This window comes from uncultured Sphingomonas sp., from assembly GCF_913062585.1.
In the GTDB taxonomy this organism is placed as follows: Bacteria; Pseudomonadota; Alphaproteobacteria; order Sphingomonadales; family Sphingomonadaceae; genus Sphingomonas.
Map to the genome: position 1 here is coordinate 44,301 of NZ_CAJXWX010000005.1, position 26,973 is coordinate 71,273.

The window sequence follows — 26,973 nt, forward strand, 5'->3', positions numbered from 1 at the left end:
AAAGCGGGCGAGGGATATGGACGACAACCGCCGGGGGCGAGCCGCACGGACGAGGCGTGGTCTGGGCCTGATCCTGCCCGTCGCGCTGGTCGCGAGCATGGTGTCGGCGGGCCCTGCGCTGGCGAAGGAGATGGACCTGACCCATGCGGGCGTGTTCGCGGCGGCGGACGCGCAGGGGACAGGGCAACTGGCGGCCGATCTGTTGCTTCGCGACCTCTCCAGCCTGGGCGGGCGGCCGGGATCGGTCGCCAGCGACATGGCGAGCTGCGCCGCGACCTGTATCATCATCGGGACGGCGGACATGCCGGTCGTGCAGACACTGGCGCGTGACGGCGGGGTCGACCTGTCGCCGTTGAAGGGCGGTTGGGAACGCTATGTCCGCGCCGGGGTCACGGTCGCCGGGCGTCGCTATCTGCTGATCATCGGTTCCGATGTGCGGGGGGCCATTTATGGCGTGACCGATCTGTCGCGGGCTTTGGGGGTGTCGCCCTGGGAATGGTGGGCCGACGTCACCCCGCGCCGCCGCGACCGGATCGTCGTCGACGATGCGCCGATCGTCTCGCGCGAGCCCTCGGTGAAGTATCGCGGCATCTTCCTGAACGACGAGGATTGGGGGCTCGAGCCCTGGGCCGCCAAGACCTTCGATCCGGCCAAGGGCAATATCGGGCCGAAGACCTATGAACGTGTCTTCGAGCTGATGTGGCGGCTGAAGGCCAATACGCTCTGGCCCGCCATGCATTCGGTCTCTACGCCCTTTTTCGGCGATCCGGGCAATGCGCCTTTGGCGAAACGCTATGCCATCGTGATCGGCAGCTCGCACGCCGAGCCGATGCTCCGCAACAATCTACGCGAATGGGACGAGGGCACGCGGGGCGGGTTCGACTTCACCCGGCGACCCCAGGCGATCCTGGACTATTGGCGCGAGCGGGTAGGCGAAACCAAGGGGCAGGAGGCCTTCTACACGGTGGGCCTGCGCGGGCTGCATGACGGGCCGATGCAGGGGGTGACGACCACGGCGGCGCGGCGCAGCATCCTGGAGGATGTGGTCGGGCGGCAGCGTGGCCTGCTGGCCGATACGCTCGGCAAGCAGGCGGCGCAGGTGCCGCAGCTCTATGTCGCCTATCATGAATTGCAGGAGGCCTATGATGCCGGGCTGACCCTGCCGGGCGACGTCACGCTGATGTGGACGGACGACAATTACGGCTATCTGCGTCGGCTGAGCACGCCGGAGGAACAGAAGCGGCCGGGCGGGGCGGGGGTCTATTATCACCTGTCCTATTGGGGACGGCCGCACGATTATCTGTGGCTGGGCACGACCCACCCCGCACTGATCCGCGAGGAGATGGGGCGGGCCTGGGACACCGACGCCCGGCGTATCTGGGTGGTCAATGTCGGTGACATCAAGCCGATCGAATATCTCTCGCAATATTTCCTCGATCTCGCCTTCGACGCGCGACTGCTCGACCAGTCGCCGCGCGAGCATCTGCGCCGCTTCATGGCCGAGCAGTTCGGCGAGGCGGAGGCGGGCGCAATCGCCGATGTAATGATGCGCTTCTACGACCTGGCCTGGCCGCGAAAGCCCGAATTCATGGGGTTCGGCCAGACCGAATGGGTTACGCCTAACCGGACGAGCGCCTATGTCCAGTCGGACGGCGAGGAGGCACAGGCGCGGATCGCGGCCTATCAGGCGCTCGCCGCGCAGGCCGAGGCGATCGGCGCGCATATCTCGAAGGACCGGCAGGACGCCTTTTACGAACTGGTCCTCTATCCGGTGCGCGGCGCGGCCGGGCTGAACACGCGCATCCTGTCGCTCGATCTGGCCGAGCTGTACGCGCGCGATCAGCGGGCCAGCGCCAATGCCTATGTCGCGCGGGCGAAGGCGGCGCATGGCGCGCTGGTCGCGGATACGGCGCGCTACAATGCGCTGGCCGAGGGCAAGTGGCGCGAGATGATGGACATGGCGCCGCGCCGTCTGCCCGTCTTTGTCGAGCCGATATGGCCGAGCTGGCAGTCCTCCACCGAGAAGGGCTGCGCCGCCGGGCTATGGGGCGCATGGATCGGCGACGAGAATGTCCTGACGTTCACTCGTGGGGTTCCTGCCATGCGGTCTGTGACCCTGTACCAGCACCAGCCGCAGGCGACCGCCTGGTCAGTGAGCGAACTGCCCGACGGCCTGTCGCTGACGGAAGCGAAGGGCGAACTCAACGCGAAAGGCGGGTATGAGCAGCGGCTGACCCTGCGCTATGACGGCAAGGGCGCGGTCGGGCCGGTGACGCTGCGGTGTGGGGATCAGCCGGTGGTCGTCCATGCGACCGCCCTGACGCCGCCAAAGGTCGATCCCGGCGAGCGGCTGGAGGACGAGCGGCGTGTGACCAGGCCCGCGCTGGCCGCGACGTTCGGCCCGGACTGGGAGGCGATCCCCGATCTGGGCAGCCAGCACGGCGCGCTGCGGTCGAAGCTGACCCTGCCGACCCGCACCGTCGCCGCACAGGGCACGCCCGCCACCTGGCGCTTCGCCACCATGACGGAGGCGGGTGCAAGCCTGCGCGTCGTCGCCTTGCCGACCCATCCGCGCGACCCGGCGCATGGCCTGCGCGCGGTGGTGAAGCTGGACGATGGCGAGTGGCAGACGGTCGACTTCGCGACGACCGGGCGCAGCGACCAGTGGCGGCAGAATGTCCTGACCAATACCGCTATCGCCACCCTGCCCCTCAAGACATTCCCCGCCGGGCATCACCGGGTGGCGATCGTGCCGCTCGATCCCGGCCTGACCCTCGATCGTGTCGAGCTGGTGCTCGATGGTGCCCGTCCGCTCTATGCGCCTTTGCCGGAGATTGCCCGATGACCATGACCCGCCGCACTCTCCTGGTCAGCGGGCTGGCCGCGCCTGCGCTGGGGACGCCCGCGCTGGCGGCGAACCGCGTAGTCGAACTCGACAGCGGCGACGCGCCCGCGCCCTTCGAGGCCATGCCGGAGCCGCCCTTTGTCGCAGACCCGAGCCTGCTTCGGCTCGACAGCGGTTGGCTGTTCCACAAGGGCGACATCGCCGTGCCGCCGATCCTGGGGCATGAGGAAAGCTACCAGAATGCCAAGGCCGGGATCGCGCAGGGCGCGGCGGCGGTCAGCTATGACGATAGCGACTGGCGCAGCGTCGAACTGCCCCACGACTGGGCGATGGAGGAGGTGGTCGACCCCAAGGCTAATGTCGCACAAGGATACCGACGGCGCGGGATCGGCTGGTATCGCCGGACGCTGAAGCTGCCGACCAAGTGGCGCGGCCGCTATCTGGAGGTGCAGCTGGGCGCGGCGGCGACCCATGCCAAGGTCTGGTTCAACGGCGTCCTCGTCGCGCACAGCTTCAGCGGGTACACCGCGATCCTGATCGACATCACCCCCTATGCCCGGTTCGGCGAGGAGCTGAACACGCTGGCCGTCCGCGTCGATGCCGAGACGATGGAGGGCTGGTGGTATGAGGGCGCAGGGCTCTATCGCCATAACTGGTTGGCGGTGCGCGATGCGGTGAGCATCGTGACCGACGGGCTTCACGCCGACCCGCGCCGCGATGGGGCGGGCTGGACCGTGCCGGTGGCGCTGACCGTTTCCAACATCCTGAAGACGCCCGCCACCGTGCGGGCCGAGGCGGTGTTGATCGACCCGGCGGGCCGCACCATCGGACGGGCGGAGACGGACGTGACCGTCGATCCGCTCAGGACCAGCGAGGCGCGGATGACCATTGCGGTCGCGGGGCCGCAGCTCTGGTCGGTCGATTATCCGACGCTCTACCGGGTCGAGACGCGACTGCTGCGCGACGGCAAGCCCGTGGACAACCGCGCCACCCGGATCGGCTTTCGCGAAATCCGCTTCGATGCGGGCACAGGCTTCTACCTCAACGGCGTGGCGACCAAGATCAAGGGCGTGTGCGTCCACCAGGATCATGCCGGGGTCGGCGTCGCCATGCCCGATGCGATGTGGGAATGGCGCATCCGGCGGCTGAAGGCGATGGGATGCAACGCGCTGCGCTGCTCGCACCATGCGCCCGCACCCGAATTGCTCGATGCGTGCGACCGGCTGGGGATGCTGGTCATGGACGAGAACCGCAACTTCAACCCCAGCCCGGACTATCTGCGCCAGTTGCAATGGCTGGTGCGCCGCGACCGCAACCGGCCGAGCGTCTTCCTGTGGTCCGTCTTCAACGAAGAGCCGATGCAGGGCACCGAACAGGGTTACGAGATGGTTCGCCGCATGGCCGAAGCGGTGAAGGAACTCGACACCTCGCGCCCCGTCACGGCGGCGATGAACGACGGGATGTTCTCCCCACTCAACGTCTCCGACGCGGTCGACGTCATGGGCTTCAACTACCAGCATCGCCGCTATGACAAGTTCCACGCCGCGCATCCGACCAAGCCGATGACCAGTTCGGAGGATACCAGCGCCTTCATGACGCGCGGGGTTTGGAAGACCGACATGGCGCGGCATGAAGTCAGTTCCTACGACACCGACGCCGCCGAATGGGGCCTGACCCATCATGAGAGCTGGCGGATGATCGACACGCGGCCCTTCGTCGCGGGGACGTTCGTGTGGACCGGCTTCGACTATCATGGCGAGCCGACGCCGTTCGAATGGCCGACGACCAGCAGCGTGTTCGGCATCATGGATCTGTGCGGTTTCGCCAAGATGGCCCTTCACCTGCGCCGTGCGCAATGGGTGGATGATGCACCTGCGCTGGCCATCTCGCCGCACTGGACCTGGCCAGGGCGCGAGGGGGAGGCGATCCGGGTGCTGGCACTGACCAATGCCAAGACGGTCGAATTGACGTTGAACGGCAGGAGCCTGGGGACGAAGACGGTCGACCGGCTGGCCATGCCCGAATGGCAGGTGCCCTATAGCCCGGGACGGCTGGAGGCAGTCGGTTATCGCGGCGGGCGTGAAGTATCGCGCACCGCCATCGAGACGGCGGGCCAGCCGGTCGCGCTGAAGCTGATCGCGGATCGCGGCGGGATGCTGGGGACGGGGAGCGATGTGCAGCCCTTCACCGTGATGGCGGTCGATGCGCGTGGGCGGGTGGTGCCGGATGCTGATGCGCCGGTGACGTTCCGGGTGACGAAGGGCGCGGTGATCGGGGTCGGCAATGGCGATCCGAACGACCATGACTCCGAGGTCGTCCCCGCGCGCCGCCTGTTCCATGGCTTGGCGCAGGCGCTGGTCCGGGCCGAGGCGGGAGCGGGCACGCTGACCGTCGAGGCGACTGCACCGGGCTTGAAGCCGGCGCGCACCACGGTGCGGGTGATCGCCGCCGCGCCTCTGCCTGCGCTGCCCGATACGCGGCCGGTGGCGATGCTGACCGACTGGAAGCGGAGCGACTTCACCGCGATCCGGCCCAATCCGTTGCGGCGCTATGCCGGCAATGACATGAACAGCCTGGTCTATGCGCGGCCCGGACGGCTGGAGGGGCCGGGCGAGGGCGTCTGGTCGACCTATCGCACCAGCTTCACGCCGCGCCGCCGGGTGGCGGAGCAGGGCGGGGCGGTGGTCTTCGCCGAGGTCGTCGGGCGCGCGGAAGCGTGGGTCGACGGGGTGAAGCGGGCCGAGAAGACGGACTTTGCAGGCGCGCCGCTGGTGGTGCCGTTCCCGGCCGGGGCGGGCGAGCGGCAGGTGGTGTTGGTCGTCGAGGCGGAGCCGGGCAAGGCTTCGGGCCTGGGGCGGACGATTTCGGTGCGGGAGGGGTAAGCCCCTGGCCTTCGACTTCGCTCAGGCTGAACGGAGGTCTGTACTCCGTTCAGCCTGAGCGAAGTCGAAGCGCACGGGTCAGACCTTCAGAATGATCCCCTTGCGATCCAGCATCCAACCGAAGCCACAGCAGACCAGCGTATAGGACAGCGCGCAGAGCAGCGAGCCGACCGGCCCCGGCGCGATCGGCTGAAACGTGTTGAGGCCGACCCAGGTGTAAAGTCCCTCGCCATCGACGTGTATCAGTTCCAGCACGACGACCAGCAGTTCCGAGAAAAGATAGATGGCCAGCGGATTGCGCCCCAGCATCTGAAGGAAGGACCGCCCGGCCTTCACCCCGCGTATCTCGACCAGCCAGAGCACCGCGCCGAGCAGGATCAGGTCGATCCCGACCGTCAGCGCGACGAACGAACCCGTCCACAGCTTCTTCCCGATCGGCAGCACGGGCGAAAGCAGCAGCGCGACGAGGACGAGCCCTGCACCGATTGCCGCCAGCCGACCGACGGTCGCGGCGTGCTTGCCCCAGCGCTGGATCGCCAGGCCGGTCAGATAGCCCGCGATCACATTGGTCGTCGCGGGCAGGGTGCCGAGCAGCCCCTCGGGATCGAAGCCATGATCCTTCTTGTAGAGATGCTCCGGCCCGATCAGCCACAGGTCGAACAGGGTCCCCGCATTCTTGTAGCGCCCGAACGCCTCTCCGGCAGGGCTCAGCCCGACCAGGATCGCCCAATGAGCGACGACCAGCCCGATCGCGACCAGCAGCAGATGGCTGGGCTTCAGATAGCGCGCGCACAGGGCGCCGAGCAAATAGCAGAGCGCGATGCGTTGCAGCACGCCGGTCAGCCGGGTGTCGGCAAAGGGCTTGGCGACCCAGCTGCCGTCCGCCTGATGCGTGACGAAGGGGAACCAGTACATCAGCACGCCGAGCAGTAAGATCAGCGCGGCCCGCTTGAACACGCGGCGCAGGAAGACGCTCTCCGGCATCGGGCGGGACAGCGCGAAGCTCATCGCATTGCCGACCGCGAAGAGGAAGGTCGGGTAGATCAGGTCGGCGAGGGTGAAGCCGATCCAGGGCGCATGCTGCAACTGGGTAAAGGCCCCGCCCGCCCCCGCCGTGTTGACCACGATCATCAGGAAGATGGTCGCGCCCCGGAACATGTCGAGCGAGGCGAAGCGCTCGGGCTTGGGCATCGTCGTCATCGGGCCGTCTCCGTCATCAGCGCGCGGGCCTCGGCCACCGGGTCGGCGGGGGCGCTGGCCTTATAGGGGCGGGGATCGGCGACCCAGGATTTTTCCCAGTCGAGCAGCTTCGCGGTGAAGGCGGCATCGTCGACCGGCCGCTTGGCGAGCGCGGCGGCGCGCGCTTCGGTCAGGTAGGCGGTCCAGCGCGGCAGGTAATAATCGGCATACATGCCCGCCCAGGCCTTGGACGCATAGTCGCCCAGATGCCCGCGCCCGCCCCAGATCGTCACCTGCGCCTTGGCATTCTGCTCGTAAGCGGTCTTCTCGGCGGGCGTGTCGCCATAGGCGCGCGCGTCGGCGATCCAGCTGGCGAGACTCTCCTGCTGGCCGCCGATTAGATGGTCGATGGCCAGCGCCAGCGCCTTGACCCGCGCCGTCTCGCGGTCGCCGGTCGCAACGTCGCCCTTTTGATAGGCGGCGACGGCGGCCTTCACGCTGTCGTCCAGCGACAGGCTGGCGGCATGGCGGGTCAGGTCGACCAGGTCGTAGCGATAGAGTGGGCTTGCGCCATAGGCGGGCGCGAGCTTCAGCATCGCGTCGATCCCGGCGCGCAATTTCGCGCGGTCGCCGGGTTCGGCCGGATAGGTCGGCGCATCGGCGGCGGGGCGCTTGAAGAACAGATACGCCCCCGCCCGCTCGTTCCACCAGCGCGGGGTCCAGTAGCGGACGTCATAGGCGCCCGCGACCACGTCCTGCCACGCCGCGACCATCGCCGGATCGCTCCGGCCATAGCGTGCGGCGGTGTAGCGGCTCAGCCACGGCGCCATCGCCATGTCGCCGCCCGGCCATGCCACGTCATAGGCATAGTCATAGACGAGGCTGTTGCTATGCAGCCCCTCGGGGAACATGCCGAAGCCGCGCACCTGACCGCGTGCCGGATCGGCGAACAGCGCTGCCACATCGCGGCGATAGAAGTCGGGCGCGCCATAGACCGGGTTGCTGCCGCCATAATTATGGACATAGCCGTACACCCAATTCTTGCCGTCGAACCCGTTCGTCGCCTTCCAGATGCCGGGATAGCGGTCATTGCCGATGTCGAGGATCAGCATCTTGTCGTCCGGCACGCCGTGCAGAAAGGCGGCGATGGCGTCGGGCGTCCAGAATTTCTTGTCCGCCCCGAACAGCCAGCCCTGCATCACCCAGGTTGCCCCCGGCACGGCGGCGGCGATCGAGGCGTAGAGTCGCTGGCCATAGGCCGCCAGCCGCGCGTCGCGCACCGCGCGGGGCAGGGCCGCCGCCTTGGTCGCCGCATCCAGCGCGGGAGTGTTGGCCGTCGCATCGCCATAGGCGGCGTTCGCGGTGTCGCTGCCATCCTCGGCGATGGGCGGCACCATCTCGTTGAAGGCATCGGCCAGGTAGTATTTCCCCGGCCCATATTCGGCGGTGTAGAGTTGCAGGAAGCGTTTCGCGAGCGGCGCGAAGAGCGGATCGGACGGGTCCAGCCAATAGGTCCCCTCGAACCCCTCCCAGGATCGCATCTTGTAGATGCGCGCCTTGGGGTGCGCCTCGGCAAAGGCCTTGGGTACGTAACCGGCAAAGGCGGGCAGGATCGGCGTCATGCCCAGCTCCCGCATCCGGCCAAGGATACGCTTTTGCAGATCGTGCTTCTTGTCGATCCACCCGCTGGGCAGCGGCGCGCGATAGCCCTCGATATTGCCCATGCGCTGCCATGGGAGGAAGGCGGGGCCGGAGAAATGCTGCGCGATCTGCGCCTCGCTCAACCCCTGTTCGCGCCAGAGCTGGCGCCAGACATAATCCTGCCCCTCCATAGCCAGCGGCATGTCGACGCCGTGGACCGCCATCGCGTCGATCTCGCGTTCCCAGCGTGCCCAGTTCCACCAGGGCGTGGTATAGCCATAGGTGCAGGTGTTGAGATAGGCGCGGACCGCGAAGGGCGATGATACCCAGCCGCTGTCGCCGGGTGCCAGTCGGGTCATCGGGCCGACGCGCTTGCCCTCCCAACTCACCGCCAGTCGCCCTTGCGCACCCAGCATCGCCACGGCCCCGCGCACCGCCGCGACGGGCGAGGAGGCCTCGACGTTCAGCCGATCATGATCCACCCGCACCCGGTAGCGGGGCGCGGTCGAGGGCCGGATCGCCACCGACACCTGCCGCTCCGGCACGCCCAGCCGCTGGAGCGCGGCGCGTGCCGCCTGCGCGCCGTCGCTTTGGGCATGGGCCATGGAGGCGGTCAGAAACACAGTGCCGATCAGGCCGAGCATCTTGGGATAGGTCATCACGGACGGCATTGTCCCCGGTTCATCAGAAAAAGGAAGGGCGGACCGGCCATCGGCGGTCCGCCCTTCAGGGGGGAAGTCAGAAGCGCGTCGACGCCGAGAGGTAGAAGGTGCGACCCGTCCGGCTGGCCAGCTGGAACGTGTCGGCATTGGTCTGATAAGCGTCTTCGTGGGTGTTGTTCAGGTTGATGATGCCGGCCGTGAAGCTGACATAGCTCACGGGGGTGAAGCCCAGCGCCAGGTCCATCTGGGTACGCGGACGGACGACATGGGTCAGGCCGCCATTGACGAAGAAGCTCGACGCCGCGTCCTGGACATAGGAGCTGCGGTGGTTGACCGACAGCCGCACGCTGAACATCTCGTTTTCCCAATAGGGCGTCAGGTTCCAGGTCAGCTTGGACAGGTCGCGCAGGTTGAAGCCGGTGCCGATCGCGCTGGCATCGGTGTCGACCACGGTGACGTTGCCGACCGCGCCGAAGCCCTTGACCGGCAGGATCGCGTCGAAATTCTGCGACGCCCCCAGCTCCAGGCCCTTGATATGGATGACCCGGTCGTCGTTCAGCACCCGGCTGAAGCTGTAATCGGTCTTCAGGTCCGCCGATTGGCAGTCGCTGACCACGCCGTTCAGCGCCACGCCGTCATAGGAGGACGGGCAGTAGAATTGCGTGAAGGTGCCGTTCTTCACCGCCTTGTAGAAACCGGCCAAGGTGATCGAATTCCCCTTGCCGTGATAATATTCCAGGCTGACGTCCAGCTGGTTGGCGGTCAGCGGCTTCAACCGGCTCTCGCCCTGCGCCACCGAGACGCTGGGGCGCAGGCTGGTGGTCACGCGGGTGATGGTGTCGGCCATCTGCGTCTGGCTGTTGAGCAGCGGGCGGACCAGCACCTTGGCGGCGGCGATGCGGGCGACCAGGTGCGACGTGACGTCCAGCGCGAAGCTGGCGCTGGGCAGGACGTTGCCATAATCCTGCACGACATGCTGCTGGCCGAGCAGGGTGGCGTCGCTGCCGGTCCCGTTGGTCAGGCTGCTGGTCACGTTCTGATGGGTGTGCTCGTAACGGACGCCGACATTGCCGCGCACCGGCAGGTTGAACAGCGTGCCGTCGATATTGGCCATCGCATAGACCGCCGGGATATAGCGATCAACCTTGTAGGTATTGGGCCAGTCGGGCGTGTCGGGCACGGCAATGCCCTTGTCGCGCAGGATCTGCTGCCACAGCGGCGCATTGACCGACAGGAACGAGCTGGGGATACCCATCGATCCGCCCAGGAAGTCGTTCACCAGCACGCCGGTCTTCGACAGGTCCGGGATCCAGGCATATTCGGGATAGGTCACGGGATCGCTGACGTCGGCGTCGCGGTCGTGGCGATACGCCTTCGTGTCGAAGCTCTCATGGTGATATTTGGCGCCGATGACCAGCGCCTTGATCCCATGCCAGTCGAGATCCTGGGTCAGGTCGGTCTGGATCGCGCGGTCGCGCGCCGACTGGATATGCGTCGCGCCGTCGACAAAGGCGTACCAGGTGCGGTTCGCCATATTGTAGATCGACCCGTCGGTCAGGCTGGCGGTGTTCCACTTCACGTTGAACGGGTTGGAGATGTCGAGCGTGCCGCCATTCGCAAACCGCACCTCGTCGATCGTCGCCCATTCGTACAGCTTGGCGTCGCCCTGGGTATAATGGCCGATCGCGCGGATATGGGTGGTGTCGGTCGGGCTCCAGTTGACCGTGCCGGTATAGGCCTGGGTCTGGAGGTTGCGCAGTTCGGGCTGGTCGTTGTTGTCGACGTTGAAGTTGCTGATCGAGATATTGTTCGCGACGCCATTGGCCTTGCTGTTGACCGTCACCGCCGAGGCGGCCCAGCGGCCGAAGACCATCTGGCGCGTGTCGTAGCGGGTATGGTCGCGCGAATATTCGCCCTGCAGCAGGACCTCGAAATTGTCCTGCGGCTTCCACTGGATCGCGCCGCTGCCCATCAGCTGCTCGGTGTCGCGGTCGATGCGGCGATAGCGCAGATTGCCCGGCACCTGCACATCGGACGCGCCCGCGACCGCGCCCGGCTGATACCAGTTCTTGATGAACAGATAGTCGCCGCGATCCTTGAGCTTCTGGTAGCCCAGGTCGAGCATGACGCCGATCGTGTCGTTCGCGAAGCGCTTGATATAGGCCGCATTGACCTTGGGCGTCACGCCGCCGCGATAGTCGGAATAATAGCCCTTTACCCCGGCGATGAAGCTCGGCCCCTTATAGGCGAGCGGCTTGACGGTATCGATGTTGACGGTGCCCGCCAGGCCGCCCGTGTCCATGTCGGCGGTCGGCGACTTGATGACCTGGATCGCGCTCGCCAGGTCGGTCTGGATGATGTCGTAGCGGAAACCGTCCTTGAAGTCGGCGCTGGCGAAGGTCTGGCCGTTGATCGTGGTGCGGGCATATTGGGGGCCCAGGCCGCGGATGCTGATCGTCGAGCCACGCCCGTTGATGTTGGACATCTGGACGCCCGCGATACGCTGGATCGCCTCGGTCACGTTCTGGGCGGGGAACTTGCCGATATCCTCCGACGAGATGCCGTCGGTGATGCGGATGTCGTTACGCTTGGCGGCAAGCGCAGAGGCGATGCTCTGGCGATAGCCGGTGACGGTGATTTCGCTCTGGCTGGTGTCGCTGGCGGTATCGGCCTGCGGCGTCGCCTGCCCGGCATCGGCCGCGCCCGAGGCGGCGGCAGTCGTCGGCGCGGCGGACAGGTCGGCTGCAGTGCTTTGCGCCAGCGCAGGTGCGGCGCCCATCGTCAGGATGGTCCATGTGGCAGTGAACGCCGTGGTCTGAAGCAGGCGTTTGCGTTGAAGCCGCGACGCGCCGCCCATTGAAGACTTGGTCATGCTTTTCCCTCCCTCTGATCCCGGCGCGGGCACATCGCACCGGGCTTTCCCCGAGCCATTTTTCGGAAAGGATCGGCGTGACCGGTGCGGGGCAGGGGGCGCCGGCGACCGGAACGGGGATACCGTTCACGGATCGGGATCGGGCCGAACCATGTGCTGTACCGGGACGCGGAGCCTTTCCCATGTCCGGCGCCCGCTCGTCATCCGGCCTATGGGCCGTGTATCGCGAACCGAGTGAACGGACCGAAAATTTCGTCCTGCATCGTGACGTTGTAATCTTATGGTCTTATCGGTGACATGGAATGGTCATGTCTGTCAATGCCATCGAAATGCGTTTTGCACAAAAATTGGTCAGCGCAATTGAGGTTGACAATAAGTCGTTGTTTATCAGTTGCTTAATATCATGAAGCCAATGTCATATTGGCGTATATGCTGAGCTTTGGCAGCGTTTCGAGCTGTCTCCAGGCGCGCTTGTGCCATCCCGATCGGGCTTTCCGATCGCGAGTCTGAATTGGTATTGCCGTAATTGGTTGGGCCAATTGGCCTGCTCGATCTGGCGTTGGTGCCTTATCGGGGCCTGTCGACACGAATGACCTTGCCGTCGTCCTGCACCGACAGGTCGAACAGCGCGCCGATCAGATGGAGGCTCTCGGTCGGCTGGTCGAGGCGGAAGCGGCCATTGAAGGTCTCGTTCGCGAGCGCGGGGTCGGACAGTCGGATCGGCCGCGGGCTGTAGCGACCGAGCCGCGCGATGGCGTCGCCCAGCCGGATGCGGTCTCCGGTCAGCCAGCGTTCCTGCCACCCCTGATAGCTTCGAGCGTCGAAGCTGTGGAGCGCGATGCGTCCCGCACCGGCCTCCGCCCAATGTCCGGCCGTCACCACCAGCGCGGGCTGGCCCGGCACGGTCAGGCGCACACGGCCGCGAAAGACGCGCAACTCGCTATGTCCGGCACCGCGATCGACGCTGAAATTGGTGCCGAGCGCGACCATCTGCCCCTCGGGCGTGGAAACCGCGAAGGGGCGGGCGGCGTCGTGCCGGACCTCGAACCGCGCCGCGCCGCTCTCCAGGCGCAAGTCACGGCCATCGTCCGAAAAGGCGATGGCGACGCGCGATGCGGCATCCATCGTCATGTCCGATCCGTCGGGTAGCCCGACCTGACGCTGCTGCCCGGTGGCCGTCGCATAGACGCGCTCGACCGGCGCGTCACCGGGCCGGGCGACATGCCAGAGCAGCGGGGCCGCCACGACCGCCGCGATCGCGGCTGCCATACCGACCGCCAGCCTGCGCGACGGCATGGCGGCGGCAACCCGCGACCAGCGGCGCGACCTCGGCCGGGCCGTTATGGAAGGGGGCAGGGCCTCGATATGGTCGAGCACCGCGGACAGCGCGGGATCGCCGAGCAGCCGGACCATCCGCGCGAGCGCCGCACGATGCTCGGGCGAGCGGTGCAGCCATTCGCCCAACTCGCCCCGCGCTTCGGGCGACAGGGCATCGAGCCGATCGGCCCAGTCGGCGGCTTCCTCCAGCATCGTCGCGCGATCAGTCATGGCGGAGCCCCCTGCCGGCCACCCGATCGTCGATGCAACCGTCCAGGTCGATCATCGCGCGGACCAGATGCTTCTTCACCGCCTCGATGCTGAGGCCCATCTCGTCGGCGATCTGCTGGCGCGACTTGCCCTCCAGATGGCGCTCGACAAAGACCGCGCGGCGCTGGGCGGGGAGGCGCGACAGGGCGGCCTGGAAACGGTCGAAACGCTGGCGATAATCGAGGATCTCGTCGGCCAGTGGCAGGGCGCAGGCGATCTCCGGATCGACCGGCCCGCCATCATCGGCGCTGCGGCGGCCGCGATTGAAGATGACCGAGTCCGCCACGCGAAAGGCATAGGCGAGCGGCTGTTCGATCACCTGTTTCCGCTCCTGCTCGATCACCCGCATGATCGCCTCCTGCACCACGTCCTCCGCCTGTTCGGGCTCACGGATGCGCTTGCGGACATAGGTCAGCAGACGCGTCCGCCCCTCCGCCGCCCAGGCGTTCATCGGGGCCCACAAGGGAAGAGCCGGTCGCACCGCATCCGGGGACAATCCTCGTCGAAAATATCCGCGCCGCCCCGGCGACGGGACGGCGCGGACTCCCTCGATACCCGACGATTGCCGTGTATCAAGGGCGTTCAGGCGTGGCGGATCAGAAGGTGACGCGAACGCCACCCAGCAGCGTCGTGCCCGAACGGGTCACGACGTACAGCCGCCGGGTGCTGTTCGAATATTGCTTCTCGCGCTGGTTGGTCAGGTTGATGCCGTTCAGCGTCAGCTGGACGTTCTTGGTGACGCTATAATGCGCCGACATGTCGACATAGACCGTGCCTTCGAATCCGGTCACGTCCTGGTCGGGGCCGAGCGCGGTCAGCACCGGCGAGGCGCTGAAGATATAGCCGCTACGGTAATTGGCCGAGACGCGGGCGTCGAACGCCTTGTCCTGGTAATAGAGGGTGGCGTTGGCATTATACTTGCTCAGTCCCTCCAGCGTGGTCGGGATGCTGCCCTGATAGATTTTCGAATAATCCAGCCGCGAGTCGACATAGGTGAAGTTTACCGCCGTCCCCAGCCGGTCGAACGGCGCAGGCAGGAACTTGAAGTCGGTCTGGCCGGACAGCTCGATGCCGAACAGGTCGGTCTTGGCCAGGTTCACGGGCCGCGAGAAGCTGTCGATGATCGTCGCACCCGTCACGCCGGGATAGAGATTGTCGGGCAGCCCGGTCTGCGAATAGGGTACGCGGTTGACCGTCTGGGTCGAGATATAGCCGTCGAGATTCTTGTAGAACAGCGCGGCGGCGACATAGCCGACCGACCCGAAATAATATTCGGTCGAGATGTCGAAGTCGTTCGACTTGTAGGGGCGCAGGTTCGGGTTGCCGATCGACACGGTGACATTGCCATTGTCGTTCGTCACCGAGCCGTTGACCGCCAGCGCGCCGAGCGCCGGGCGGTTGATGTTCTTCGACGCGGCGAAGCGCAGCATCAGGCCGGGGTTCAGCTCGAAGATCAGGTTCGCGGCGGGCAGCACGCCCTCATATTCGCCGCGCACGGTGATGGGGCCGACATTGGCGGTGCCGTCCGAGGTGACGGTGGTGCGGTAATAGCGCGCCCCGATATTGCCGCGGAAGGGAATGCCGCCAAGGATGTGATTCCAGTCATATTGGACGAAGCCCGCCGCCGTCCGCTCCTCGACCGCGTACACGCCGATCTTGTTGGCCAGATATTGCGAGCGGTTGATGCCCAGCGTCTGGAGCATCTTGGGGAAGTCGACGATCGTCCAATTCTGCCCCGAATAGCCGGTATAGGTCTGGGCATAGGCGCTGGGATTGGCGTTGACCTTGCCCGATACGAAGCTGCTGGTCAGGATATTGTCCTGCTCGGCGTAATAGCCGCCGTTCGAGAAGCGCCGCCACTCGCCGCCGACGCTGATCGTGTCGTCGGGGGTGATCTTATAGTCGAAGCGGCCCTTGACGTTGTCGAACGCCGAATCCTGGTACGTGTTGTTCACGTACAGGCGCTTGGCGTGCCAGAAATTCGGGTCGGTGGTGTTGAACTTATAGGTGTTGACGAGCGAATAGGTGCCGCCGCGATAGTCGGAGGTGACGTCGCCAAAGCCCTCCAGCGTGAACTTGTCGTTGACCGGCATGTCATAGCGCGAGCGCTCGACGCCGCCCAGCCAGGTGAAGGTCAGGCCGTCGACCAGCTCGGCGTCGCCGCTGAGCACCAGCTGCTTGAAGACGTTCTTGGTGTTCTGGACGCGGGTCTCGGTCGACGCCTTGCCGCCCGACACGTCGAGATAGGTCACTTCGTTGCGGTCGTTCCACTGGATCGCGTTGACGCGCGAGTTGGGATAGACGGTGCCCGCGAACGTCTCGCCGCCGCCCAGCCAGGTCGAGCTGCCGCCGCCGCGCGAGGCGAGATGGGTCTCGAAACGGTCGCCCTTGAACTGGCCGTAGAGGCCGTCGAGCGTGACATGCACCTTGTCGGTCGGCGCCCATTGCACCGAGGTCGTCAGGCCGATCCGCTCCTGCTTGCTGTCCCACACCGACAGGCGGTTGCCGCGCGCGAACAGCAGGTCGCCCGAATTGATCTTGGCCTGTTCGGCGGTGGTCAGGCGCGAGATGTCGCTGCCGTTCGCCTTGTTGCGGCGCCAGCGATAGGTGTCGAAGCCCTCTTCGCGGGTGTTGCGGCGGCTATAGGCGCCCGAGACGAGGATGCCGAAATTGCCCCAGTTCTTGGAGATGAGGCCGGTCAGGCGCGGCTGGAAATCGCGGGTCAGCGTGTTGGAGCCGCCCTGCGCCGACAGCGCGATCTTGGTGCCCTTGTAATCGAAGGGACGCGCGGTGAAGAGGCCGACCGTGCCCGCCAGACCGCCCTCGGTCTGCTGTGCCTGGTACGATTTCTCGACATCGACATGGTTGAACAGTTCGGCCGCGAACAGGTTGAAGTCGAAGGCGCGGTCGCGCGTCGTCTGGCCCCGGCTGTCCTGCGGCGAGTCGACATTGCCCAGCACTTCCATGCCGTTCAGCTGGACGCGGGTGAAGTCGGGGCCCAGGCCGCGCAGGGAGATGCGGCGGCCCTCGCCCGCTTCACGGTTGATCGCGACGCCCGGCAGGCGCTGCAGCGCTTCGGCCAGGTTCAGGTCGGGAAAGGCGGCGATGTCGCTGGCCGCGATCGAGTCCTTGATGATCGTCGCGTCGCGCTTTGAGTTGCGCGCCTGGGCCAGGCTGGTGCGATAACCGGTGACGACGACTTCGCCCCCTGCGGCGTCGCTGGCCCCGGTGTCCTGATCCTGTGCCCAGACCGGCTGTGCGACGCACAGCGCGCTCGACGCCAGCAACAGCGTCCGCTTCATACCCATCACGATAATTCCCCCACGAAAGTCCAAAAGGTCTCGCCCGGCCATGCGGACGATCGCGGGGAAGACGGGGGCGGGGTCCAAACGGGGACAGGGAATTTTGTAAAAGTTTTAAGACATTTATGGCGTTTTTGTTACATGTGCTGCAATGTCCGTGTAACGACGACAAATAATGCGGGGACAATGTCCCCGAAACCGGGCAGATGGGGTCTTCGGGGTGTTCGGTCGTTTCTTGGACGGGGGATTGGTGACATGATCGGGGTGAAGCGGGGTCTGGGTCTGGCGGCTGCGATCGGCCTGGCCGCGCTGTCGTCGTCGGGCGCGGCGGCGAAGGATGCGCCGGGCTATCTGGCGGCGGGCCAGGGGGTGAATCTGGCGACCATCCTGCCGGGACCGCCGACGCCGGGTTCGCCGCGCGCGCTGGCCGATGCGCGGGCCTTTCGCGACAGCCGGGCGCTGCGCGGCATGGCGCGTTGGCAGCAGGCGACGGCGGACGTGTCGAGCGATCTGGGCGCACGCTTCGCCAATGCGCTGGGCTTTCGTCCCGACTGGACCAGGCTGCCGCTGACGCGGGCGCTGCTGGCACGGTTCGACGCGGATCGTTCGGTGGCGATCCGCGATGCCAAGGCGCATTGGCAGTCGCCGCGCCCCTTTATCGGCAGCGACCTGCCCATTTGCGAACCGCGCACGCCCGGGCTGATCGCCAATGGGGATTACCCATCGGGTCATACCGCGCATGGCTGGGGCTTTGCGCTCATCATGGCGGAGCTGATGCCGGACCGGGCGAGCGCCTTGCTGGCGCGCGGGCGCGATTATGGCGACAGCCGCTGGATCTGCGGTTCGCATAGCCAGAGCGCGGTCGAGGGCGGCTATATGGCGGCGAGCGCGATCGTGGCGCGCGAGCATGGCGATGCGGCGTTCCGGCGCGACATGGCCGCCGCCGCCGAGGAGCTGGCCAGCTACCGCGCTAAAAGCGCCAATCGGCACTGAGGCTGACGACGCGGCCCTGTTGTGCGCGGACGGTGACGATGCCGTCCGCGTCGGTCGCGCGGATCTCTCCGCCCAGCGCGTCGCCCTGCATCACGGCGATCGTGTTGAACAGGTTGGTCGCGCGCAGCTGAACCGTCAGCGCCGCCGTCGCTGCCCAGCGCGCGCCGACGCCCATCAGCGCGAAACCGGGTAGCGCCAGGCTGTTGGCGTCATCGGCGAAGCGCCGCCCCATCGCCGAGACATCGCCGTCCAGCGTGATCCCGGTGCCGGCCAGGGCGGCGCTGGCCGACAGGCTGGCCATGATCCGGGGTACGCGGCGGGGCATTCGGCCGCTGAGGTCGGTGGTCGCGGGCACGCCGCCGATCAGGCTGGTCACGCGATAGGCGAATAGGCGCGGGTCCTGCCAGGTCACGGTGCCGCGCAGGCTGAAGCCGGGCAGGGGATTGGCATGGCCCGCCAGTTCCAGGCCCAGGGTGCGGGCGCCTGCCTGCTGCTCGCCGACCCGCACCGCGCCCGTCACCGGATCGAGCGACAGGTCGGGCAGGGCGATGTCGGGAAAGCGGCTGGCGAAGAATGTCGCGTCCAGGCCGCTCGCCCCGTGCCGCCAGATCAGGCCCAGTTCGGCCTGTTCGATGGTCAGCGCACGGGCGGGGTCGCCGCTGCCCACCCGGAACACGCCCGGATCGGGCAGCCGCATCGCGCGGGTGAGGCGCGCAAACGCCCCGATCTCCGGCCCCGCGCGCCAGTGCAGCGCCAGCGTGGCGGCGGTGCGGGCGATACGCTGGTGCCGCCGGTCCCAATTGCCCGAACCGATGACGATGCGGTCGTCCGCCAGGGTCGTCGGATCGCCGCCATCGACCGTCGCGGACCGCTCGACCAGCGCCGACAGCCGCGCGCGTTCGTGTCGCGCCCCCCAGTCGATCCGCCAGCGCTCGGCGACCTGCCATTCGTCGGCGGCATAGAGCGCGATCATATGTTGGCGGCCGTCCAGCGCCTCATAGGTCGAACCCGTGCTGAGCAAGCCCTTCGCGGTGGCCGTCCCCAGGGTTCGGCCGCTGCCATCCAGGGCGACCAGATCCAGCGGGCGCCCTTGCTCGCGCGCCTCGACCAGGACCCGCGCCACCGCCCGCTGGAAATCCCAGCGATAGCCGACCGCGTAGAGGCCCAGCGTCAGGTCGTGATGCCCCGCCGCCTCCAGCGCATGGGCATAGGACAGGTCGGCGATCGCCTCCGACAGCTGGGTATCGGCGGCGACGGGATTGAGCGCGATCACCCGGTCGTTGCCGGGCAGCGCGGCGAAGGCGGTGCCATCGGTCGCGTGGCGGAGCGTAACCTGCGCGGTGCCGGGAAAGGCGGCGGTCAGGCGCGGCGCGGCATCGGCGATCGCCTGCGCCGCCGGGACCGCACTGCCCGAGGAAGACAGGGCATAGCGTTCGGTGCGCGACGCCCGGTAATGCGCGCGCAGGGTCAGCACACCCCCCGCCAAGGGCCGGGTCAGTGCCAGCGAGGGCACGATCATCCGGTTGCGGTTGTTGCGCCCCAAGGGCCGGTCGCCCAGTGCGGCAAAGCGGACATGCCGTAACTCAGGGCCGAAAAAACTTCCCCGCCGCGGATCGAAGCCCGGCAGCGGCGCGAACCGCCCGTTGGTATAGCGCATGGGAAAGGACGAGATATTGAGCGTATCGTCGTCCAGCGCATGCAGGCCGAGGGTCAGCAGCCCCCCGCCGCCCAGCTCGTGATCGGCCCGGATGCGAAGCTGCCACCCGCCCAGCATGGAGGCGATCCGCCGGACGCTGGGGTCGCGACCGACCGTGCCGCCCGCGATCACCCGCCATCCGGGTGCGACGCGGCCCGTCGCATAGCCTTCCCCGCGCAACAGGCCGTAATCGGTCACGGTCGCCCGCACCGCGCCGCCCGGCCGGTCGTGCGGCGCGCGGGTGCGCAGGTTGAGCACGCCGCCCGGTGCATTGCTGGCAAAGATCGCGGACGGACCGCCGCGCACATAATCGGCGCTCTCGATCATCAAATCGGGGCGGACGAACTGGTCGATATCGGTCCAGGGCAGCGTGTCGTGCTGTACCGGCAGGCCGTCCTCCTGCACCGCGATTCCCTGATAGCCGTCGAGCGGAATGCCGCGCACCCGGATAGTGTTGGCCGCCACCCCGGCCGAATTGTCGACCCACAGGCCGGGCAGGCCCGACAACAGCTCGGCCAGGCTATCCGGCGGCCGTGCGGTCAGCGCGACAGGGTCCAGATTCGAGGCGGAATAGCTGCGCTCCAGCTCGCCCTGCACGCTGGTGCCCCGGCGGCCGGTCACGATCACGTCGGGACCGATGACCGGGTCCGGCGGAGGGGCGGCATGGGGGATTATGGAGGAGGGGGCATGGTGTGGCATCGGCCTCTCGGCACGCACCACGATGCCGCCTGCGATCCGGCGACAGGATAGTCCGGCGGGCCGACACCAGCGGGCCAGCGCGGTGGACAAGCGCATCCGACCGCGCAACGCCGGCGCGCTCCGCCCCGCCAGATCGCCCGGACGCGCGACGACCGCCTGGCCGGCCTTCCGCGCCAGACGGTCCAGCCCTAGGGCGACCGGGGCCGGGGGGAGATCGACGGAGATCAGGGGATCGCTTGCCACAGCGGTCAACGCCAGCGCGACCAGCATCGTCATGGCCACCCCCCTGGTGGACCGGAAATCATTCGCTCTCTGCCGCCCCTGCCGTTACCAAAGCCCGTCGCCGCCGCGGCAGTCGATACGCGGCAATTGTGTAGGACGCATGTCAGTTGTGCAGGACGCATGTCAGTGGCAAAGGTCGTATCAAATGATACCAACCGCTTCGACGGAGGGATGACATGCGGGACGTGGTGACACAGTGGCAGTTCTGGATCGATCGCGGTGGCACCTTCACCGACGTGGTCGCCCGGCGCCCCGACGGCGCCGTCGTCACGACCAAGCTGCTCTCCGAGGATCCCGACCGGCGCTACGACGCCGCCGAGGCCGCGATCCGACAACTGACCGGCGTGGGCGATGGGACGCTTCCCCCTTGCGCCATCCGGATCGGCACGACCATCGCGACCAACGCCCTGCTGGAGCGGCAGGGCGAGCCGGTGCTGCTGGCGATCACGAAGGGCTTCGGCGACGCCCTGACCATCGGCTATCAGGACCGGCCCGATATTTTCGCGCGCGACATTCGTCGTCCTGGCCCGCTCTTTGCCGAGGTGGTCGAGATCGACGAGCGGGTGGCCGAGGACGGCACGGTGCTGACCCCGCTCGACCGGGACGGCGCGGCGGCGCTCTTCGCCGACGCCTATGCGCGCGGCCTGCGGTCGATCGCGATCGTCCTGGTGCATGGGTGGAAGCATCAGGCGCATGAAATCGCGCTGGCCGAACTGGCCGAGGTAGCGGGCTTCACCCAGATTTCAGTCAGCCACCGCACCGCGCCGCTGATCCGGCTGGTCGCGCGCGGCGACACCACGCTCGCCGATGCCTATCTGTCGCCGGTGCTGCGCCGTTATGTCCGGGGCCTGGAGGCCGGGCTGGGCGGCGCGGCCGACGGTGGACTGCTGTTCATGCAGTCGAGCGGCGGGTTGGTCTCGGGCGATCATTTCCATGGCAAGGACGCGTTGTTGTCGGGACCGGCGGGCGGGATCGTCGGCATGGCGCGGACGGCGGCGGGCGCGGGGTTCGACCGGATCATCGGCTTCGACATGGGCGGCACCTCCACCGATGTCTCGCTCTACGCCGGGCAATATGACCGGCGGTCCGATGCGGTGCTGGCGGGCGTGCGGGTCGCGGTGCCGATGATGCGGATCGACACGGTCGCGGCGGGCGGCGGCTCCATCTGTCATTTCGATGGCGGGCGGCTGCTGGTCGGCCCGGCCTCGGCGGGGGCGGATCCGGGCCCGGCCTGTTACCGGCGCGGCGGACCGCTGACCGTGACGGACTGCAACATGATCCTGGGCAAGATCCAACCGGGGCATTTCCCCGCGCTGTTCGGGCCGAACCGCGACCTGCCGCCCGACCGCGCGGCGGCGGCGCGGGCGCTGGACGCGCTGCTCGACCAGGTCGCGGCGGCGGGGGGCGAGCGGCTGGACCCGATGGCCGCGGCCGAAGGGCTGGTCGCGATCGCGGTCGCCAACATGGCGCGCGCGATCCGCGCGGTCTCGGTCGCGCGCGGCGAGGACCCGGCGTCCTATGCGCTGGCCTGTTTCGGTGGTGCTGGTGGGCAACACGCCTGTCTGGTCGCCGATGCGCTGGGCATGGAGCAGGTGCTGATCCATCCGCTGGCGGGCGTGCTGTCGGCGGTCGGCATCGGCTTGGCGGATCGCAGCGTCGTGCGCGAGGCGACGGTGGCCTTGCCGCTGGGTGATGCCGCTTTGGAGCCCGCGCTGGCGGGCTTGCGGGACGAGGCGCTGGCGGGGCTGGCCGAACAGGGCGTGGACCCGGCGGTGGTGCGCTTCGCGGTGCTGGCGCAGCTTCGCTATGCCCGCAACGACCAGACGATCGGCGTGACCTGGGACCAGCCGGAGGCGATGGCGCAGGCCTTTGCGGCGGCGCATCGCCAGCGTTTCGGCTTCGTCGGCGACGATGCCCTGGTCGTCGAGCAGCTGCGGGTCGAGGCTATCGCGGGTGATGCGGCGCAAGCGCTTGCCCCGCCCGCCCTGCCTGCGCGATCGGCCGAGCCCGTCGACCGGGTCGCCATGTACCTCGCGAGCGAGAAGCATAAGGTGCCGGTCTATCGGCGCGGCGATCTGGCCGCCGATGCGATGCTGGCGGGTCCGGTGCTGATCATCGACCCGGTGTCGACGGTGGTGGTCGAGCCGGGCTGGCGCGCGCGGGTGCTGGCGGAGGGCACGTTGCTGCTCGAACGGGTGGCAGCACGGCGCGAGCAGGCGGCCGGGGAGACGGTCGATCCCGTCCGGCTGGAGATTTTCGCCGGGCTGTTCATGGGCATCGCCGAGGAGATGGGCGCGGCGCTGCAACGCAGTGCGGCCTCGGTCAATATCCGCGAGCGGCTGGATTTCTCCTGCGCGCTGTTCGATGCGGAGGGCGGCCTGGTCGCCAATGCGCCGCATATCCCGGTCCATCTGGGCTCGATGGGCGAGAGCATCCGGACCGTCATCGCCGCACGGCGCGGCACGATGCGCGAGGGGCAGGTCTATGCGCTGAACGATCCCTATCGCGGGGGTACGCACCTGCCCGACATCACGGTCGTCATGCCGGTCTTTGCCGGGGGTGACGCGCCCGCCTATTTCGTCGCGGCGCGAGGCCATCATGCCGATGTCGGCGGCACCACGCCGGGCTCCATGCCGCCCGACAGCCGGACGCTGGCCGAGGAGGGCGTGGTATTCGACGATGTCCTGATCGTCGAGGACGGCGTGATGCGCGAGGGCGTGGTGCGTGAGCTTCTCACCGGCGGGCCTTATCCGGCGCGCAACATCGACCAGAATATCGCCGACCTCGCCGCGCAGGTCGCCGCCTGTGCACGGGGTGCCGAGGGTCTTCGCCAACTGGCGGTGCAGCAGGGGCAGGGCGTCGTCACCCACTATATGGCGCATGTCCAGGCCCATGCCGAGGCGATGGCCCGCCGTATGATCGCCACCCTGTCGGACGGCAGCTTCCGCTACGCGCTGGACGATGGCGCGGTCGTCGCGGTGCGGGTGACGATCGACGCCGAACGCGGCCATGCGACGATCGACTTTACCGGCACCAGCGAACAGCGGCCGACCAATTTCAATGCGCCGCTGGCGGTAACGCGCGCCGCCGTCCTCTACGTCCTGCGGCTGCTGGTCGACGAGGCGGTGCCGCTAAACGAAGGGTTCCTCCGCCCCGTCACGCTGATCGTGCCCGAAGGCTCGATCCTCAACCCGCGCTACCCGGCGGCGGTGGTGGCGGGCAATGTCGAGGTCAGCCAGGTCGTCACCGACGCGCTGCTGGGCGCGCTGCGTGCGATGGCGGGTAGCCAGGGGACGATGAACAACCTGACCTTCGGCGACGAAAGCTACCAATATTACGAGACGATCGCGGGCGGGGCGGGGGCGGGGCCCGACCATGACGGCGCCGACGCGATCCAGACGCACATGACCAACAGCCGCCTGACCGATCCGGAGGTGCTGGAGACCCGCTATCCGGTGTTGGTCGAGCAATTCGCGATCCGGCGGGGGTCGGGCGGTGCGGGCCGTCATCGCGGCGGCGACGGCACCCACCGCCGGATACGCTTCCTGAAGCCGCTGCGCGCCGCCATCCTGAGCAACCGCCGGGTGGTCCCGCCCTTCGGTCTGGACGGCGGGGACGATGGCCAGCCGGGCCGCAACCGCGTCGAGCGGGCGGACGGCACGGCAGAGATGCTGGCCTCCACGGCGGGCGTGGAGATGGGGGCGGGCGACGTGCTGGTGATCGAAACGCCGGGCGGCGGCGGCTGTGGATCGGGGGGAAGCTGATGTGGGTCTTGGCGGGAATCGTCGTCATTGCGGGCGGGTTCCTGCTCCGCTTCAACCCGTTGCTGGTCATCATCGCCTCGGCCGCCGTCACCGGACTGGCGGCGGGGCTTGATCCGGTGAAGATACTGGCAACCTTCGGCCATGCCTTCAACGAGACGCGCTATGTCACGGCCATCTACATGGTCCTGCCGGTCATCGGCCTGCTGGAGCGGCGGGGGCTGCAGGCTCGCGCCCGCGCGTTGGTGGCGGGCCTGCGCGGGGCGACCGTCGGGCGGTTGCTGACCGGCTATCTGCTGTTCCGGCAGGTGACGGCGGCGTTGGGCCTCGTCTCGATCGCGGGACCGGCCCAGACCGTTCGCCCGCTGCTCGCCCCGATGGCGGAGGCGGCTGCCGAAAGCCAGGGCTCGACCGATTCCGATGAGGTGGAGCGGGTCAAGGCGATGGCGGCGGCGACCGATACGGTCGGCCTGTTCTTCGGGGAGGACATCTTCCTGGCGGTCGGCTCGATCCTGCTGATGAAGGGCGTGCTGGAGGGCTATGGTATTGCGCTGGAGCCGTTCCAGCTGTCGGTCTGGGCGATCCCGACCGCGATTGCGGCCTTCGTCATCCATGGTTTCCGGCTGTGGTTGCTCGATCGGCGGCTGTCGGCGCGGAGGGCCGGGCGATGATCGGCCTGAACCTGGTCTATGCCGTGGCGGGGCTGGTCTTCGCCGTTTTCGCGCTGCTGTCGTTCAAGGACCGGCGCTGGACCAATGGCGCGTTCTTCGCGCTGATCGCCCTGTCCTTTTTCGCCGGAGACCGGGTGGGCGATGTCGCCAACGGGGTGCTGGTGCTGGCGCTGGTCGGCATCGCCGCCTCGGGCCGGATGCGGCGTGCCACCCCGGCCGAACCGGCGGAGGAGCGATATGGGGCCAAGGTCTTCGTGCCCGCGCTCATCATTCCGGCGGTTGCGCTGGTCGGCACGTTGGTGTTCAAGCAGATGCCGGGCTGGGTCGATCCGAAACAGGCGACGTTGGTCGCGCTGACGCTGGGGACGATCGTGGCGCTGGTTCTGTGCGCGGTGCTGCTGCGCGCGCGCGCGGTCGAGCCCTTCGCGGCGGGGCGTGGCCTGATCGACGATATCGGCTGGGTCGTGGTGATGCCGCAGATGCTGGCCAGCCTGGGTGCGGTGTTCGCGCTGGCCGGGGTGGGGGGCGTTGTCGGCGGGCTGATCGGCGCGATCATCCCGGCGGGCAGCGTCATCGGCGCGGTGCTGGCCTATGCGCTGGGCATGGCGATGTTCACCATCGTCATGGGCAATGCCTTTGCCGCCTTTCCGGTGATGGCGGCGGCGGTGGGCGTGCCGATCTTGGTCCGGCAGATGGGGGGCGACCCGGCCGTGGTCGCGGCCGTGGGGATGCTGGCGGGCTTTTGCGGGACACTGATGACGCCCATGGCGGCGAACTTCAACCTGCTGCCCGCCGCGCTCCTCGGCCTGAAGGACAAATATGGCGTGATCCGCGCGCAGATACCGACCGCGCTGCCGCTGCTCGCCTTCAACATCCTGCTTTTATATGGAATGATCGCATGATCCGGCTGGACCGCACGCTCGCCGAACGCTTCGCCGCGATGACGCTGGGCCATGTCGGGCGCGAATATCCCAACAGCCTGTCCCATGTCCTGAACGGGCCCGAAGATGCCCGTACCCCGTCCGAGCTGCATCCGATCTTCTATGGCAGTTTCGACTGGCATAGCTGCGTCCATGGCTGGTGGCAGCTTTTGCGCCTGATCCGCCTCTATCCGGATCTGGAGGCAGCCCCCGCCATCCGCGCGCGGGCCGATGCGATGTTCGTGGCCGACAAGGTCGCGGGCGAGATGGCCTATCTGGAACGGCCCGACAGGGGCGGCTTCGAGCGTCCCTATGGCTGGGCTTGGCTGCTGGCGCTGCAGGACGAGGCGAGCCGTCATGCGGCGGGGTGGGCGGAGGCGCTGGCGCCGATGGCTCGGCTGTTCGCGCGACGTTTCGCCGACTTCCTGCCGCGCCTGACCTATCCGTTGCGGGTGGGCACGCATTTCAACACAGGCTTCGCGCTGACGCTGGCATGGGACTGGGCCGGGGAGCGGGATGCGGCGCTGCGAGAGCGGATCGCGGCGGCGGCATCGCGCTGGTTCGCCGGGGATCGCGGCTGTCAGGCCTGGGAGCCTGGCGGCGACGAATTCCTGTCACCCGCCTTGTGCGAGGCGTTGCTGATGAGCCGGGTGCTGGACGCCGATGCTTTTCGCCGCTGGTTCGACGCCTTCCTGCCCGATGTGGCGAGGGGTGAGCCCGCCACGCTCTTCAGGCCCGCCATCGTGTCGGATCGGTCTGACGGCAAGATCACCCATCTCGACGGGTTGAACCTCAGCCGCGCCTGGTGCTGGCGGGTTATCGCGGCGAAGCTGGGTGCGGACCATCCGGTCGGGCCCCGCGCCGAAGCGGCGGCGGCGGCCCATCTCGCCGCCAGCCTGCCGCATCTGGGCGACGATTATATGGGCGAGCACTGGCTCGCGACCTTCGCGCTGCTGGCGCTGGAGGAATAGGGCTTCCGCC

14 protein-coding genes are annotated in these 26,973 nt (G+C 67.8%); 7 read left to right on the top strand and 7 right to left on the bottom strand.

The genetic code is table 11. The features are described 5' to 3' along the window. Positions 1-16 precede the first annotated feature (16 nt). Entirely contained in the window at positions 17-2,845 is a 2,829-nt protein-coding gene (locus QZ546_RS05510; RefSeq protein ID WP_294235589.1) for a glycosyl hydrolase 115 family protein, read from the top strand. Beyond that, positions 2,842-5,727, top strand: coding sequence for a beta-galactosidase GalA (galA, locus tag QZ546_RS05515; protein WP_294235590.1), 2,886 nt, complete (start codon positions 2,842-2,844; stop codon positions 5,725-5,727). The genes QZ546_RS05510 and galA overlap by 4 nt, the downstream gene beginning before the upstream one ends. 78 nt (positions 5,728-5,805) lie before the next feature. Here the strand turns inward: galA and QZ546_RS05520 are convergent, their stop codons facing one another. The 6 genes from QZ546_RS05520 to QZ546_RS05545 all read right to left on the bottom strand — a co-directional run bounded on the left by QZ546_RS05520 (position 5,806) and on the right by QZ546_RS05545 (position 16,976). Then, the gene (locus QZ546_RS05520) at positions 5,806-6,927 is read right to left on the bottom strand and encodes a heparan-alpha-glucosaminide N-acetyltransferase domain-containing protein (protein WP_294235591.1); all 1,122 of its coding nucleotides are present in this window, start codon (positions 6,925-6,927) and stop codon (positions 5,806-5,808) included. Further along, the gene (locus QZ546_RS05525; RefSeq protein ID WP_294235679.1) at positions 6,924-9,206 is read right to left on the bottom strand and encodes an alpha-N-acetylglucosaminidase; all 2,283 of its coding nucleotides are present in this window, start codon (positions 9,204-9,206) and stop codon (positions 6,924-6,926) included. Before QZ546_RS05525 ends, QZ546_RS05520 begins: the two co-directional genes overlap by 4 nt. 79 nt (positions 9,207-9,285) lie before the next feature. Then, the gene (locus QZ546_RS05530) at positions 9,286-12,081 is read right to left on the bottom strand and encodes a TonB-dependent receptor (protein ID WP_294235592.1); all 2,796 of its coding nucleotides are present in this window, start codon (positions 12,079-12,081) and stop codon (positions 9,286-9,288) included. 567 nt (positions 12,082-12,648) lie between these two features. After that, positions 12,649-13,629 (bottom strand): FecR domain-containing protein, encoded by a 981-nt coding sequence (locus tag QZ546_RS05535; protein WP_294235593.1) that lies wholly within the window; start codon positions 13,627-13,629, stop codon positions 12,649-12,651. Further along, the gene (locus QZ546_RS05540) at positions 13,622-14,119 is read right to left on the bottom strand and encodes a sigma-70 family RNA polymerase sigma factor (protein WP_294235594.1); all 498 of its coding nucleotides are present in this window, start codon (positions 14,117-14,119) and stop codon (positions 13,622-13,624) included. Before QZ546_RS05540 ends, QZ546_RS05535 begins: the two co-directional genes overlap by 8 nt. 145 nt (positions 14,120-14,264) lie before the next feature. Next, entirely contained in the window at positions 14,265-16,976 is a 2,712-nt protein-coding gene (locus QZ546_RS05545) for a TonB-dependent receptor (RefSeq protein ID WP_294235680.1), read from the bottom strand. A gap of 249 nt (positions 16,977-17,225) precedes the next feature. Between QZ546_RS05545 and QZ546_RS05550 the strand changes: the two genes are divergently transcribed. After that, positions 17,226-17,963 (top strand): phosphatase PAP2 family protein, encoded by a 738-nt coding sequence (locus QZ546_RS05550; RefSeq protein ID WP_294235595.1) that lies wholly within the window; start codon positions 17,226-17,228, stop codon positions 17,961-17,963. On the opposite strand, the gene QZ546_RS05555 is transcribed toward QZ546_RS05550, so the two are convergent. Next, complete coding sequence (locus QZ546_RS05555; RefSeq protein ID WP_294235596.1) at positions 17,941-20,634, bottom strand: TonB-dependent receptor; 2,694 nt, start codon at positions 20,632-20,634, stop codon at positions 17,941-17,943. The genes QZ546_RS05550 and QZ546_RS05555 overlap by 23 nt on opposite strands. A 182-nt stretch (positions 20,635-20,816) precedes the next feature. On the opposite strand from QZ546_RS05555, the gene QZ546_RS05560 reads away from it, so the two are divergent. Genes QZ546_RS05560 through QZ546_RS05575 form a run of 4 tightly spaced genes read left to right on the top strand, consistent with a single transcriptional unit; the run spans position 20,817 to position 26,963 of the window. Beyond that, complete coding sequence (locus QZ546_RS05560; protein ID WP_294235597.1) at positions 20,817-24,404, top strand: hydantoinase B/oxoprolinase family protein; 3,588 nt, start codon at positions 20,817-20,819, stop codon at positions 24,402-24,404. Then, entirely contained in the window at positions 24,404-25,072 is a 669-nt protein-coding gene (locus QZ546_RS05565) for a DUF969 domain-containing protein (RefSeq protein WP_294235598.1), read from the top strand. The genes QZ546_RS05560 and QZ546_RS05565 overlap by 1 nt, the downstream gene beginning before the upstream one ends. After that, a complete protein-coding gene (locus QZ546_RS05570; protein ID WP_294235599.1) occupies positions 25,069-25,974 on the top strand; it encodes a DUF979 domain-containing protein in 906 nt (301 codons plus the stop codon). The genes QZ546_RS05565 and QZ546_RS05570 overlap by 4 nt, the downstream gene beginning before the upstream one ends. Then, positions 25,971-26,963 (top strand): DUF2891 domain-containing protein, encoded by a 993-nt coding sequence (locus QZ546_RS05575; RefSeq protein WP_294235600.1) that lies wholly within the window; start codon positions 25,971-25,973, stop codon positions 26,961-26,963. Before QZ546_RS05570 ends, QZ546_RS05575 begins: the two co-directional genes overlap by 4 nt. The last annotated feature ends 10 nt before the right edge of the window (positions 26,964-26,973 follow it).

Coding starts and splice junctions, on each gene's coding strand:
- QZ546_RS05510 (WP_294235589.1), top strand. CDS start 17: ATGGACGACAACCGCCGGGGGCGAGCCGCACGGACGAGGCGTGGTCTG.
- galA (WP_294235590.1), top strand. CDS start 2,842: ATGACCATGACCCGCCGCACTCTCCTGGTCAGCGGGCTGGCCGCGCCT.
- QZ546_RS05520 (WP_294235591.1), bottom strand. CDS start 6,927: ATGACGACGATGCCCAAGCCCGAGCGCTTCGCCTCGCTCGACATGTTC.
- QZ546_RS05525 (WP_294235679.1), bottom strand. CDS start 9,206: ATGACCTATCCCAAGATGCTCGGCCTGATCGGCACTGTGTTTCTGACC.
- QZ546_RS05530 (WP_294235592.1), bottom strand. CDS start 12,081: ATGACCAAGTCTTCAATGGGCGGCGCGTCGCGGCTTCAACGCAAACGC.
- QZ546_RS05535 (WP_294235593.1), bottom strand. CDS start 13,629: ATGACTGATCGCGCGACGATGCTGGAGGAAGCCGCCGACTGGGCCGAT.
- QZ546_RS05540 (WP_294235594.1), bottom strand. CDS start 14,119: ATGAACGCCTGGGCGGCGGAGGGGCGGACGCGTCTGCTGACCTATGTC.
- QZ546_RS05545 (WP_294235680.1), bottom strand. CDS start 16,976: ATGGGTATGAAGCGGACGCTGTTGCTGGCGTCGAGCGCGCTGTGCGTC.
- QZ546_RS05550 (WP_294235595.1), top strand. CDS start 17,226: ATGATCGGGGTGAAGCGGGGTCTGGGTCTGGCGGCTGCGATCGGCCTG.
- QZ546_RS05555 (WP_294235596.1), bottom strand. CDS start 20,634: ATGACGATGCTGGTCGCGCTGGCGTTGACCGCTGTGGCAAGCGATCCC.
- QZ546_RS05560 (WP_294235597.1), top strand. CDS start 20,817: ATGCGGGACGTGGTGACACAGTGGCAGTTCTGGATCGATCGCGGTGGC.
- QZ546_RS05565 (WP_294235598.1), top strand. CDS start 24,404: ATGTGGGTCTTGGCGGGAATCGTCGTCATTGCGGGCGGGTTCCTGCTC.
- QZ546_RS05570 (WP_294235599.1), top strand. CDS start 25,069: ATGATCGGCCTGAACCTGGTCTATGCCGTGGCGGGGCTGGTCTTCGCC.
- QZ546_RS05575 (WP_294235600.1), top strand. CDS start 25,971: ATGATCCGGCTGGACCGCACGCTCGCCGAACGCTTCGCCGCGATGACG.